We start from the raw sequence: 12,791 nt of genomic DNA on the forward strand, positions 1-12,791 counted from the left end.
ATAAGTGCCAACAAAGTTAAACAAATTAATGTTTAAAATGACGGGTTCCTGTAAATACCATCGCAAGTTTATTTTCGTTGCAATAATCGATGCTTAATTGGTCTTTTATTGACCCTCCTGGCTGTATTACTGCCGTTATACCTGCTTCTTTTGCTAATTGTACACAATCTGGGAAGGGAAAAAAGGCGTCGCTTGCCATCGATGCGCCAGTTAAATCAAATCCAAAAGCTTTTGCTTTCTCCACAGCCTGCACTAGTGCATCAACTCGTGATGTTTGTCCAGTTCCGGATGAAATTAGTGTTCCGTTTTTTGCGAAGACAATAGTATTTGATTTGGTGTTCTTACAAACTTTTGAAGCAAATAGTAGATCTTCAATTTCTTGTTCTGAAGGGCTTGTAGTTGTAACGGTTTTTAAATCGGCTTTATTGTCTGTGATATTATTTCTTTCTTGAATCAAAAGACCGTTTAAACAAGTACGAACTTGTTTGTTAGGTAGTTCAACTTCATTTTGGATCAATATTATTCTGTTTTTCTTTTCTTCCAAAATTGTAATAGCTTCTTTGTCATATTCAGGAGCGATTACTACTTCACAAAAAAGCTTGTTAATTTCAACTGCGGTTGCAACGTCAATTTTAGTGTTAGCTATCAATACTCCACCAAAAGCAGACGTAGGATCGCATGCCAAAGCAGCAATGTACGCTTCGCTAATTGAGTCTCTGGATGCTAGACCGCAAGCGTTATTGTGTTTAAGTATAGCAAATGTAGGTCCGTCGTTTTTGAATTCATTAATTAAATTCACCGCAGCATCTACATCTAGCAAATTGTTGTACGATAATTCTTTTCCGTGTATTTTGTTGAACATTGCATCAAAATTACCAAAGAAAAATCCTTTTTGATGTGGGTTTTCGCCGTAACGTAGTATTTGACCATCAGCTATACTTTCTTTGTATACCGTTTCGTCAGTGTTAAAGTAATTGAATATGGCGGTGTCGTAATGTGAAGATACATGAAATGCTTTGGTAGCAAATAATTTTCTGTTCTCTAATGTTGTTGCACCGTTTTGAGCTGTAATCATGTCAAGTAAGCTGCTGTACTCATTAACTGAAGCAACGATTACCGTATCCTTAAAGTTTTTTGCTGCTGCACGAATTAATGAAATACCACCAATGTCAATTTTTTCGATGATATCAGCTTCACTTGCTCCTGATGCTACTGTTTTTTCAAATGGGTATAAGTCAACAATTACAAGATCGATTTGCGGAATATTAAATTCCTCCATTTGTTGTACATCGCTTGGATTGTCTTGGCGGTTTAGTATTCCTCCAAAAACTTTAGGATGTAATGTTTTAACGCGTCCTCCAAGAATAGAAGGGTAAGAAGTTACGTCTTCAACTGGAATAACAGGTATTCCTAGGTTTTTTATAAATTCTTCCGTTCCTCCTGTAGAATAAAGTGTAACATTTTGACTGTTTAGTAGTCTTACAATTGGTTCAAGACCTTCTTTAGAAAAAACTGAAATTAATGCAGATTGAATTGTTTTAGTTGTGCTCATGTGTAGTTATAGTTATGAAGTGCAAAAATAGTTTTTTAAAGTTAAAATTGAGCTATTAGAAAAAGAGATAATTTAGAAATATTCGGTTTTTTGTAAGTATAAATCTGAATTATAATTTGCTTTTAAAACTAATATCGAATCCGTTAGGTTTTTGAACACTATTTATTGAATTTTACAATAACCCATATCAAGATTTTATGATACTATATTTTCGATTATTGAAAGAGAGTTTTACGTTTGCTATGAATGCCTTGCGTAACAATAAATTAAGAACTTTGCTGTCCTTGCTTGGGGTAACTATTGGGATTTTTTCAATCATTGCCGTTCTTGCTGCTGTTGATTCGTTAGATCAAAAAATCACTAAGGATTTAAGTTCATTAGATAAAAACACCATTTACTTAATGAAATTTTCATTTGGACCATCAGAAATTCCGCAATGGAAAAGAGAACAGTTTCCTAATGTGCAGTATGATGAGTATACCTACTTGAAAGGTGCAATGACAAATACGAAGCAATTGGCTTTTCAAATTTTTACTAAAAGAGAATCGATAAAATACGATTCCAATGTGGTTTCAGATGTAAATATGGTTCCAGTATCCTATGAGTTCATCGATATTCAAGGACTTGAATTTGAAAAAGGTCGATTTTATAACGAATCAGAAGCTAACTCAGGAGCTAAGGTTATCGTTCTAGGAAATGAAATTGCTAATTCGTTATTTGACGGCATCGATCCTATTGGTAAAAGTGTTCGTGTTTATGGACAAAAGTTAACCGTTATTGGTGTTTTGAAAAAGGCTGGAGCAGGGCTTTTTGGTGATAGTGACGATACTTCAGCTTATTTGCCAGTAAACTTCATCCGTCAATCGTTTGGAGATAACAACACGTCTCTGACTAATGTTATTGTTTTTAAGCCCAATAGCGGTGTAGATATGGAGGCTTATAAAGAAGAGATTTCCCAAAAGCTAAGAATGTATAGAGGGGTAAAAGCAGGTGAGATTGATAATTTCTTTATTAATGTTTTCTCAGGTTTTACCGATCTAATTGATGGAATAATATTAAACATGAAATTTGGTGGATGGATGATTAGTGGTTTTTCACTTTTGGTTGGTGGTTTTGGAATCGCTAACATCATGTTTGTTTCGGTAAAAGAGCGAACTAATTTAATTGGTATTCAAAAGTCATTAGGGGCAAAAAATAAGTTTATTTTATTTCAGTTCTTGTTTGAGGCAATTATATTATCAGTTATTGGTGGGGTAATCGGACTGTTTTTAGTTTGGATAATAGCTTTTGTCTTAACTAAGGCACTAGACTTTGAATTTATACTCGGAATGGGGAATATTCTTTTAGGAACAAGTTTAGCTGCTTTAATTGGTTTGATTTCGGGTATTTTACCTGCAATTACCGCATCAAAATTAGATCCTGTTGAAGCAATTAGAACGGGGATGTAATATATAATCGACTTTTGTTGAACAACAACTCGACTTTTTAAGTTGTTAGCTTAATTTTCAAGCATAAAAAAGCCCAAGATACTTCTTGGGCTTTTTATATGGTATAAAAGTACTAATTATCTAACATCGTTATTTTGAATCAAATCGATGTACAAGTTAATTTTGTCCTTCAATTCTTTTCTTGGTGTAATAAAATCTAAGAAACCGTGCTCCAATAAAAATTCTGATGTTTGAAAACCTTCTGGTAAATCTTTTCCAGTAGTGTCTTTAACAACTCTAGGTCCAGCAAATCCAATTAACGCACCAGGTTCAGCGATATTGATATCTCCTAACATGGCATAGGAGGCTGTCGTTCCACCTGTTGTTGGGTCAGTACATAAAGAGATATAAGGTAATTTAGCTTCAGCTAACTGTGCTAACTTAACAGATGTTTTTGCTAACTGCATTAAAGAGTAAGCGGCTTCCATCATACGAGCTCCACCTGATTTTGAAATCATTACAAACGGAAGTTTGTGCTTGATTGCATGATCAATTCCTCTAGCAATTTTTTCTCCAACTACAGCTCCCATCGAACCACCAATAAAGGCAAAATCCATGCAGCAAATCACTACATCTTTTCCTTTGGATTTACCAACAGCCGTTCGCACTGCATCTTTTAATTTGGTCTTTTCCATTACATCTTTTAAACGGTCTGCATACTTTTTAGTATCGACAAAATGCAAAGGATCTTTAGAGGTTAGGTTTTTGTCCAACTCTTTAAATTCGTTGTTGTCAAACAAAATTTCAAAATAAGTACTACTTCCAATTCTAACGTGAAAACCGTCCTCAGGACTTACAAATAAATTGCGTTCTAGTTCGTCAGCATCGATAATTTTACCTGTTGGAGATTTGTACCAAAGTCCCTTAGGAACGTCCATCTTGTCTTCGGTAGCAGTCGTAATTCCTTTTTCTTTTCTTTTAAACCAAGCCATTTTTCTAGTATTCAGTGTTCAGTAATCAATTGTTTAGTGTTTGTAATTAGTTGAAGTGTTCAGTGTAAATGATTTAAACTGTCTACTAGAAACTGCCTACTGTACACTATTTTATAATGTATTCACGTTGTTCAAGTCGGCAAACGCTTGCTCTAATCTAGTATTAAAAGTGATTTCGCTTTCACGCAACCATTTTCTTGGGTCGTAATATTTTTTGTTAGGCACATCAGCACCATCTGGGTTTCCAATTTGAGTTTTTAAGTACTCAAGATTTTTAACCATATAATCACGAATACCTTCTGTAAAAGCAAATTGTAAATCCGTGTCAATATTCATTTTTATTACTCCGTAGCTAATTCCTTCTCTAATTTCTTCAAGTGTAGATCCTGATCCTCCATGGAAAACAAAATCAACTGGATTGTGTCCTGTGTTGAATTTATTTTGAACGTAATCTTGAGAGTTTTTTAGAATTTTCGGAGTCAATTTTACATTTCCTGGTTTATATACTCCATGTACATTTCCAAAAGCAGCTGCAATTGTAAATTTTGGGCTTATTTTAGAAAGTTCTTCGTATGCATACGATACTTCTTCAGGTTGCGTGTATAATTTTGAACTGTCAACATCAGAGTTGTCTACACCATCTTCCTCACCACCTGTAATTCCAAGTTCGATTTCTAAGGTCATCCCCATTTTACTCATACGCTCCAAATATCCTTTGCAAATTTCGATATTTTCTTCAATCGGCTCTTCTGATAAGTCGATCATGTGAGAGCTGAAAAGTGGTTTTCCTGTAGCAGCGAAATGTTTTTCAGAGGCATCTAATAAACCGTCGATCCAAGGTAATAATTTCTTAGCACAGTGATCAGTATGTAGTATAACAGTTGCTCCGTACGCTTCTGCCAATGTATGAATGTGTAGGGCACCGGCGATTCCTCCAGCTATAGCTGCTTTTTCGTTTTCATTAGACAATCCTTTTCCAGCGTTGAATTGTGCTCCTCCATTAGAAAATTGAATAATAACTGGTGCGTTTAACTTTGCTGCTGTTTCTAACACTGCGTTTACCGTATTAGATCCTGTTACATTTACTGCAGGTAGTGCAAAGCCTTTTTCTTTTGCATAATTAAAAATTTCCTGTACTTGATCTCCTGTGGCAACGCCCGGTTTGATATTGTGTCCCATTTTAATTTTTTTTAGTTGGTTCTTTTGTTTTTAGTTTCAGACAGCAAAAATAGGAATTAATTAGCATTAGAAAGGGTAATTTATTCCAAAATTTAAAACTGTGTTGGCAAAGTTGTACTGCCTAAACCATTTTTTTCCCGATTCATTGGCAGGATCATACGTTTTAAATCCAAAGTCAAATCGGACCACTAAAAAGGTTAAATCATACCGCAATCCAAATCCGGAACCAAGCGCTAAGTCTTTTAAACTACTAAATCCATTAAATGTTGATTTTGGATCTGTGACATTATCGCTAACGTTCCAAATATTACCCGCATCAGCAAATAAAGCCCCTTTTAGATCGCCAAATAATCGAAAGCGGAATTCTGAACTAAAAGCAATTTTCATATTAGCCTCGTTGAAATCATTTAGAGCTCCACTGCTTCCAGGTCCTAAACTGTATGGCTGCCATGCGCGATTATCATTAGATCCACCTGAGAAATAACTTCGAGAAAACGGTATATTATCAGAATTCCCGAAAGGAATTGCAATTCCAAAAAAGCTGCGTATCGCTAGTACTTTTTCTTTAGAAAGATCCCAATGTTTAATGTAGTCAAACTCAGTTTTAATATATTCCGAATATTCTAAATTGAATATTTCTCGATTCCCATTTGCATTTACAGATTGATTGGAAACATTAGCTATAAGTGAAAGTAGGGATCCAGCAGACTCAATTTTGGTTTTAAATTGATAGAATGACTTGTCTTGTAGATCCTTTTTGGTGGTTTTCGTAAAAGAAAAGCTTGTAGCTAATATGAAGTCATTCTCCGTCAATCGCACTCTTCTTTCTTCAATACTTTTTACGGACTGATACTCATCATCTCCTGATGTTAATGCTGTGGCATTGTTGAGGACCTCATTAGTGAACCCTGTCGTTCCTGATTGAATAATTAAGTTTCTATCAGTAGTATTGTCAAAATAATTGTTGTTCGTGTTGAATGTTTTTCCAATAGCATTTAAGGCATCGTACGAAGATCGATACACATTGAAATAATTATTTGGATTTAGGTTGCGTACGAATTGAGCATTAAGTAGGTCAAATCGAGCGGTATTGTTCTTTTTTGGATTCCAATTGTAAGAGATCGCACCTGTAAAATTTTCTTTGTCGAGACCTATGTTTGTTTGTCTTGCAATACCCAATGAAATTACTGATGAAGGAATCATACTCTTAGGAATGATTTTTTCGGTAGAGAAAGGCAGAAAAATTCTTGGTATATTTAAGGATAAGTCTACCCCGTATTCTGAAACATTAAAAAATTGATTGTTTGGATTGGCTAAATCTTTAGACGAACCTATATTAGCTCTTCCGGATAGTTGCAACGTTTCGGCACCATTGAAAACATTACGTACAGTCATGGAGGGACTAAAAGCGATTCCAATATCTTGAATGTTCGAGTGCGTTATGTCAAAAGAGGCTCCAAAACTATATTTTTTGCGGGGCGTTAAATAAATTTTAGCAATTAAGGAGCTAGCGGTTGAATCTCGACTATCGACCTCGTATTGAATTGTAGGGTAATTAAAAATTTTAAGATTATTTAAATACCTGCTCGTTAACACCGTTTTATTGTCGGCAAATAAACTCCCTTTGCTAATAAATATAGCATCAGTAATGGCAGCAGGCTTGTATTTTAATTTGCTGTGGCTGTACAAATTAAAGTTCTTGTAGCTTAGGCTATCTGTAATGCGTTGCGACTCTTTGTTCGAGTTGTAATCAGTGTAAATGTTTACGTCACTTATGGTATACAATTTAAAAGGTGTTGTTCGAGTGGAATCTTTGTCTTGGTAGGAGTAATCATTAATGATTAAATTAACATCAGCCTTCTTTTTTTTGCCAATAGTGTCGATGTCAAAATTAACATAAGTGGGTTGGAAATAATAGGCTCCATTATTTCTAAATTGCGTTGCGATTCGTGTTCGCTCTTCTTCAAAATCTATAGTCCTATATTGATGCCCTGATTTCAAGGCCGAACTTTCTTTTTTAGATTGGAACAAGGAATCTAAAGCGGGTGTTGTAATTGTTGCTTTAATGGTATCCAGTAAATAAGCCGCTCCCGTGTTAACTAGATATTTTACAGCAGCTCGTTTAGGACTTGTTGTGTCTACTGAAGCTTTTGTGGCAACATCAAAATAGCCATCGTTAAAGTAATAGTATTTAAGTCGCAGTAGTGATTTTGTAGTTTTTGCACTATCAATAATGACCGGAGGTTCGCCTGTTCTTTTTAAAAAGTCGTGAATACCGTGGTACCAGAATGATTTTCCTAAACGGTCTACTTGTTTCGCAGATAACAACTTCGATTTTCTTTCATATTTACCTGGATTTTTGTCGAATTTAGCTTGATAAGTGGAATCCGGATTTAAATTGGCCAAGTTGTACAAATGAAGACGTAATTTGTATCCTAAAAACAAACTACTATTTGGTTTTTGATACAGTTGATTAAATACGATTTCATCGTTGATTTTCTTGTCATTAACTAGAATTTCATTTTTAGTAAGAAGTCTTTTTTCGGCAGGGACTCTTTTTTCAGCGTCACATGCAGATATAATTATCCCTATTAGAATAAATAATGATATTTTTGTTAAGATTTTTTTCAAGTGTTCCAAAATATTTAATTCAAAAGTACATATTTTTATGGTTAGTAAAAACCAAATAAAACTAATAACTAGTTTACAGCAAAAAAAGTATCGCATTGCCAATCAAATGTTTTTTGCCGAAGGCATAAAAGTGATTCAAGAATTGGTACTATCTAACTTTGAGCTGATTCATTTGTACACTACCGAGAATGACTTTCCATCTGTTTCAAGGGATAAAAAAACAATAATCGATCAGGCTGACCTAAAAAAGATAACGGCTTTGGCTACCCCAAATACTTGCTTGGCAATTTTTAAGATGGGTAGTGAAAAACCGCTATCAAATACTGGTTTAATCGTAGCGCTAGATTCGATTAGAGATCCGGGAAACATGGGTACTATTTTACGCCTTTGTGACTGGTTTGGTATTCAGCAAATAGTATGTTCAAAGGAAACGGTAGATGTTTACAATCCAAAAGTAGTACAAGCCACTATGGGATCTATTTCTAGGGTCAACGTTAGCTATGTAGACTTAAAAGACTATTTAGAAACAGCTAAATTAGAGGTGTTTGGTACCTTTATGGACGGCGAAACTATATACAAAACTACCTTACCTAAAGAAGGTATCATCGTAATGGGTAATGAAGCGAATGGAATTTCAAAAGAGATTGAAGCGATTGTGAGTCACCGTTTATCGATACCTCGCTTTGGCTCCATTCAAAAGACGGAAAGTTTAAATGTAGCCACCGCGACCGCAATTGTGTTGAGTGAATTCAAGAGAGCTTCTTTGTAATTACTTTCTGGAAAGTGAAATTAATGAAAGGTGAAATTGATTAAAATTGCTCTTGATTTTAAGGATTGAATGTTTCCAGTCCAAGGACTGTTTGGGTCGTTATCTCGAATTAATTCATCATTAATGCTTATCAAACCTCGAATAGAAGGAGAGAAAATAAAGTATTCTGAAAAAATGTCGATTCCCAAGCCTACTTCATAATTAGTAGTCCAAGGTTTTACCCTAAATCGTTGTTGGGAGTTGTCGTCTATCGATTTAGAATTGCTAGATAAGTTTAATGTTGCAGAAACTCCGCCAACGAGGTAAGGCCTAATGTTACCCGTTCGTAAAGAAGAGAATTTGAGTAAAAGCGGAAAATGGATATAAGTACTATTCACCTCTCTAATTCGGTCAATCTCTCTTGAAAAATTGGGGTAGTTCAAATCTCTTTTTGTATAATACAATCCCGGCTCAAAACGCAGATTAATATATTCTTGCAGTTTTAAATCTCCCACAATTCCAACGTTGAAACCTGTTGATTTTTTGGTTTGAATGTCCGGTCCTACAGTTTTATAATCGATTTTAAAATCAAAAGAGTTAAAGCCAAGGTAGTATCCAAAATACACTTTTTGTTTTTGAAAATTTTCTAAATTAACGATAGGATCCTTGCTGAACATGCCTTTTGTTTGACCATATCCGAAACTGCAGAGTAGTAGAACTAAAAAGACTGCTATTTTTTTCATTTTTGCGAAAGCTTTGTTTATTTTTTTGATGCAACATATATGGTAGCGACACCAAGCGTTTGTGGCATAGCAACTACATCTATAAACCCAACTTTTCTTAAAATATTGTTCAACGTCTCACCATAAGGAAATGCTGCAGCAGATTCGGATAGGTAACCGTAGGCCGCATTGTCTTTTGAAAACAACTTACCAATTAGAGGAAGAATGTTTTTACTGTAAAACTGATACCCTTGTTTGTATGGAGTTTTATCCGGTACGGAGGTTTCTAAAATCACAAAAACACCCTCTGGCTTTAATACTCTTAGAATTTCGGTAAGTCCTTTTTCTAGATTTTCAAAGTTTCTTACTCCAAATGCAACAGTAACTGCATCGAAATAATCAGTATCAAAAGGCATATTTTCAGAATCCCCTAAGACCATTTCTATCGTTTTTGATAAGTTTTTATCAGCTATTTTTTTAACACCAACCTCTAGCATTCCTGCTGAAATATCCAACCCAATAATTTTTGGTGCTTTGGTTTCAGCCATTAAAATAGCTAAATCTCCTGTTCCCGTAGCGATGTCTAAAATGGTTTTAGGTTTCGCATCGTTAACTATTTTGAGTACTTTTTTACGCCATTTAATGTCTATTCCAAATGAAATAACACGATTTAAATTATCATAATTTCCAGAAATAGTGTCAAACATTTGAGCAACTTGCTCTTTTTTTCCTAATCCTGAGTCTTTATATGGAGTAATATTTTTTGACATTTTTTATTTTTTTACAAAGATACTATAATCCAATATATTATTAAGCTAAAAGCGCTATTCACTACCAAAGCAATTTGAGGCAAACTAACTAGGTAGTAATAATTGAAAATAAGAAAAATGAAAAATCACTAAAAGTGGGTATTGTGCATCTCTTTTATTATGTAGAATTTTACATAAATCAAAAAGTCAATGATTAATAGGGATTTAATGGGCCAAATCAAGTGGTTAGGTTTTGCGTTACTAATTTCACTTGTTCTGGTAACTAGTTTGGAAGGTACTGTTTTACAAAGCAGTTGCCTAAACTCAACGCGAAATACGTTCTTAGGATTAAATTTGTTTTTGGAAATTTTAATTTTCTTTGTCTTTAGTGCCTTTGTGGTATTTGGTATTAAAGGCTTCTTTGAGATGTACTCTCAAAAAACAGCAAATGCTATCATCTTTATCTCGGGGGTATTGTTAGCATTTGTTATTCTCATTTTATGTTATCAAATAATGTTTCAAGAGTAGTTCGTTATTTCCCGTCATTGATTGATTTTGAATTAGAAAAAAAACACCCTTGATTGGGTGTTTTTTTATTTGCGAACATAAGTTTGATAAGTGTAGTCGTATTGATGTTTGTCATCTTTTAAATGCTTCTCTGCTTGGTCCAACCTCCAATCTTCTTCTTTTATTACAGGGAAAAAGGCATCGGCCTCAAAAGTTTCGTGGACTAAAGTTAGTTCAATTTTATCTGCCAAGGATATTCCTAAAGTATAGATTTCACCTCCACCAATTATAAAAATGTCTTCTTCCTTAGGGCATGCAGCAATAGCTTCTTTCATGCTATTTACCACTATACAGCCTTCAGGAGCATAATTCTTTTGTCTGCTTATTACAATGTGGGTTCTGTTGGGTAGGGGTTTAGGAAAACTTTCAAATGTTTTTCGTCCCATTATAATATGATGACCAGAAGTTAAAGCTTTAAATCTTTTAAAGTCATTGGGTAAGTGCCAAACTAAATCATTGTTTTTGCCAAGCGCATTGTTTTCTGCGGCGGCTGCAATCATTATAATCATTTAATTGTTTTATTTAGTGGTGGTTTCGTCTTCTACTTTTGCTTGTAATTCGGCTATTTTCTTTTTCTGTAAGTTGATCAAACGATCTAATTGTTCCCGTTCCCAATTTTTATTCATAAAGCGATCCGTGATAAAAACTTTTATAAAGTGCAATAGAAAAATAAAAAACCAGATAGTGATTATCCATATATACCAATTGGTTTCAGGATTAAAACTGAAAATTTTTGTAGCAATGAATAAAAATAAGCTGGCTAAAAAAAGCACGACGAAGTGAAAATATAATCTCTTTTTTTGTTTTAGCCTTTTTCGGGCATATTCATATAATTCGTGTTGGTCTTTTTCCATGGTTTGGTTTTTAGATTATAAAGATAAAATATAAATTGGAAAGTCGCTAAATGATAGTTGCGATATTTAGAGTGAAATAAATTTCTTTTTTAAATCCATAATTTTTAACGGAAGTTTTTTAAGTATCAATTTAAATAGAGCAACAATTTTCGCATACTCTCAAAAGTGAAATGGATGCCTTGTAGTTTGATTTAATTTCTTTTACTTTGAATTATAAACCTATAAATTAAGCGGTTATGGCAATTAAAAAACAATTTGTAAAAACAAAACCAGTGTGCAAAGTGACTTTTTCAGTAGTTGCAAAAGAAGCTAAGTTAGCAGCGGTAGTTGGTGATTTTAATGGATGGAATCCTGAGGAAGGCGAACTTAATAAATTGAAAAACGGAACCTTTAAAGGTGTTTTTGATATCGATAAAGATGCTTCTTACGAGTTTAAATACCTTGTGGACGGCGCTTATGTAAACGAATCTGAAGCAGATGCTTACAAATACAATTCCTTTGCTGGTGCTGAAAACAGTGTTTTGGAATTATAGCGCTGATTAAACGGCTACACTTCCTTTTATAGCATCGTGTGGTTCGTATCCAACAAGTGTAAAGTCTTCAAATTTAAAATCAAAAATATCCGTTATTTCTGGATTCAAGATCATTTTTGGTAATGGTTTTGGACTTCTAGACAGTTGTAATTCTAGTTGCTCAAAATGGTTGTTGTAAATATGTGCGTCACCAAAGGTGTGAATGAATTCACCAGGTTCGAAGCCGCAAACTTGGGCAATCATCATTGTTAACAAAGCATAGGAAGCAATGTTAAAAGGAACACCTAAAAAGATGTCAGCACTACGTTGGTACAACTGACAAGACAATTTGCCATCAGCGACATAAAATTGAAAGAAAGCATGGCAAGGAGGCAAAGCAGCTTTATTGTTGGCTACATTTTCTTCAAACGATTTGCTGGTATCTGGCAGTACTGATGGATTCCATGCTGAAACTATCATACGGCGGCTATTGGGATTGGTTTTTAGTTCGGTAATTAGATCTTTTATTTGATCAATTTCCTCACTATTCCAATTGCGCCATTGATGGCCATAAACCGGTCCTAAGTCTCCATTAGAGTCGGCCCAAGCGTCCCAAATTTTCACACCGTTTTCTTGAAGGTAACCTATGTTAGTATCTCCTTTTAAAAACCAAAGTAATTCATGAATAATAGATTTAAGGTGCAGTTTTTTGGTAGTTACCATGGGGAAACCTTCGCTTAAATCAAAACGCATTTGGTATCCAAATACACTTTTTGTTCCAGTTCCAGTGCGATCACCTTTTTGGTAACCGTTCTCCATAACGTGCTGTACTAAATCTAAATATTGTTTCATTTTTTA

Annotated in this window: 12 protein-coding genes; 3 read left to right on the plus strand and 9 right to left on the minus strand. The window is 34.4% G+C overall.

Annotated elements, in window-relative coordinates:
- Window positions 1–25 precede the first annotated feature (25 nt).
- Window positions 26–1,552: a bifunctional phosphoribosylaminoimidazolecarboxamide formyltransferase/IMP cyclohydrolase gene (gene purH, locus ACZ2G0_RS05560; protein WP_470309374.1), complete on the minus strand. Its 1,527-nt coding sequence runs from the start codon at window positions 1,550–1,552 to the stop codon at window positions 26–28.
- Between the two features lie 197 nt (window positions 1,553–1,749).
- Here purH and ACZ2G0_RS05565 point away from each other — a divergent pair, with 197 nt between their 5' ends.
- Entirely contained in the window at window positions 1,750–3,000 is a 1,251-nt protein-coding gene (locus tag ACZ2G0_RS05565; protein WP_470309375.1) for an ABC transporter permease, read from the plus strand.
- Between the two features lie 116 nt (window positions 3,001–3,116).
- Here the strand turns inward: ACZ2G0_RS05565 and accD are convergent, their stop codons facing one another.
- From accD to tamL, 3 genes are all read right to left on the minus strand, one after another.
- Window positions 3,117–3,971: an acetyl-CoA carboxylase, carboxyltransferase subunit beta gene (accD, locus tag ACZ2G0_RS05570; protein ID WP_470309376.1), complete on the minus strand. Its 855-nt coding sequence runs from the start codon at window positions 3,969–3,971 to the stop codon at window positions 3,117–3,119.
- A 111-nt stretch (window positions 3,972–4,082) separates the two neighbouring features.
- Window positions 4,083–5,150, minus strand: a complete 1,068-nt coding sequence (gene fbaA / locus ACZ2G0_RS05575) for a class II fructose-bisphosphate aldolase (RefSeq protein ID WP_300285130.1) — start codon at window positions 5,148–5,150, stop codon at window positions 4,083–4,085.
- Between the two features lie 66 nt (window positions 5,151–5,216).
- Window positions 5,217–7,781 (minus strand): translocation and assembly module lipoprotein TamL, encoded by a 2,565-nt coding sequence (gene tamL / locus ACZ2G0_RS05580; protein WP_470309377.1) that lies wholly within the window; start codon window positions 7,779–7,781, stop codon window positions 5,217–5,219.
- A 37-nt stretch (window positions 7,782–7,818) separates the two neighbouring features.
- Here tamL and ACZ2G0_RS05585 point away from each other — a divergent pair, with 37 nt between their 5' ends.
- On the plus strand, window positions 7,819–8,550 hold the full coding sequence (locus tag ACZ2G0_RS05585; protein ID WP_470309378.1) for a TrmH family RNA methyltransferase: 732 nt from the start codon (window positions 7,819–7,821) through the stop codon (window positions 8,548–8,550).
- Between the two features lie 20 nt (window positions 8,551–8,570).
- Here the strand turns inward: ACZ2G0_RS05585 and porT are convergent, their stop codons facing one another.
- The 4 genes from porT to ACZ2G0_RS05605 all read right to left on the minus strand — a co-directional run bounded on the left by porT (window position 8,571) and on the right by ACZ2G0_RS05605 (window position 11,421).
- Window positions 8,571–9,272 (minus strand): type IX secretion/gliding motility protein PorT/SprT, encoded by a 702-nt coding sequence (gene porT, locus ACZ2G0_RS05590; protein WP_470309379.1) that lies wholly within the window; start codon window positions 9,270–9,272, stop codon window positions 8,571–8,573.
- Between the two features lie 17 nt (window positions 9,273–9,289).
- Window positions 9,290–10,021, minus strand: coding sequence for a bifunctional demethylmenaquinone methyltransferase/2-methoxy-6-polyprenyl-1,4-benzoquinol methylase UbiE (gene ubiE / locus ACZ2G0_RS05595; protein WP_470309380.1), 732 nt, complete (start codon window positions 10,019–10,021; stop codon window positions 9,290–9,292).
- 572 nt (window positions 10,022–10,593) lie between these two features.
- Window positions 10,594–11,076, minus strand: coding sequence for a dihydrofolate reductase (locus tag ACZ2G0_RS05600; protein ID WP_470309381.1), 483 nt, complete (start codon window positions 11,074–11,076; stop codon window positions 10,594–10,596).
- A 9-nt stretch (window positions 11,077–11,085) separates the two neighbouring features.
- Window positions 11,086–11,421: a 2TM domain-containing protein gene (locus ACZ2G0_RS05605; protein ID WP_470309382.1), complete on the minus strand. Its 336-nt coding sequence runs from the start codon at window positions 11,419–11,421 to the stop codon at window positions 11,086–11,088.
- Window positions 11,422–11,657: 236 nt separating this feature from the next.
- Between ACZ2G0_RS05605 and ACZ2G0_RS05610 the strand changes: the two genes are divergently transcribed.
- Window positions 11,658–11,954, plus strand: coding sequence for an isoamylase early set domain-containing protein (locus ACZ2G0_RS05610; protein WP_300285109.1), 297 nt, complete (start codon window positions 11,658–11,660; stop codon window positions 11,952–11,954).
- Window positions 11,955–11,960: 6 nt separating this feature from the next.
- Here ACZ2G0_RS05610 and ACZ2G0_RS05615 read toward each other — a convergent pair whose 3' ends face one another.
- Complete coding sequence (locus ACZ2G0_RS05615) at window positions 11,961–12,785, minus strand: thymidylate synthase (RefSeq protein WP_470309383.1); 825 nt, start codon at window positions 12,783–12,785, stop codon at window positions 11,961–11,963.
- Window positions 12,786–12,791 lie beyond the last annotated feature (6 nt).

This window comes from Flavobacterium sp. KKT103, assembly GCF_055640565.1.

Excerpts from the sequence above, each read along its gene's own strand:
- ACZ2G0_RS05600 (WP_470309381.1), bottom strand. The coding sequence starts at position 11,076 with ATGATTATAATGATTGCAGCCGCCGCAGAAAACAATGCGCTTGGCAAA.
- ACZ2G0_RS05615 (WP_470309383.1), bottom strand. The coding sequence starts at position 12,785 with ATGAAACAATATTTAGATTTAGTACAGCACGTTATGGAGAACGGTTAC.
- accD (WP_470309376.1), bottom strand. The coding sequence starts at position 3,971 with ATGGCTTGGTTTAAAAGAAAAGAAAAAGGAATTACGACTGCTACCGAA.
- ACZ2G0_RS05610 (WP_300285109.1), top strand. The coding sequence starts at position 11,658 with ATGGCAATTAAAAAACAATTTGTAAAAACAAAACCAGTGTGCAAAGTG.
- ubiE (WP_470309380.1), bottom strand. The coding sequence starts at position 10,021 with ATGTCAAAAAATATTACTCCATATAAAGACTCAGGATTAGGAAAAAAA.
- purH (WP_470309374.1), bottom strand. The coding sequence starts at position 1,552 with ATGAGCACAACTAAAACAATTCAATCTGCATTAATTTCAGTTTTTTCT.
- porT (WP_470309379.1), bottom strand. The coding sequence starts at position 9,272 with ATGAAAAAAATAGCAGTCTTTTTAGTTCTACTACTCTGCAGTTTCGGA.
- ACZ2G0_RS05565 (WP_470309375.1), top strand. The coding sequence starts at position 1,750 with ATGATACTATATTTTCGATTATTGAAAGAGAGTTTTACGTTTGCTATG.
- ACZ2G0_RS05585 (WP_470309378.1), top strand. The coding sequence starts at position 7,819 with ATGGTTAGTAAAAACCAAATAAAACTAATAACTAGTTTACAGCAAAAA.
- fbaA (WP_300285130.1), bottom strand. The coding sequence starts at position 5,150 with ATGGGACACAATATCAAACCGGGCGTTGCCACAGGAGATCAAGTACAG.
- ACZ2G0_RS05605 (WP_470309382.1), bottom strand. The coding sequence starts at position 11,421 with ATGGAAAAAGACCAACACGAATTATATGAATATGCCCGAAAAAGGCTA.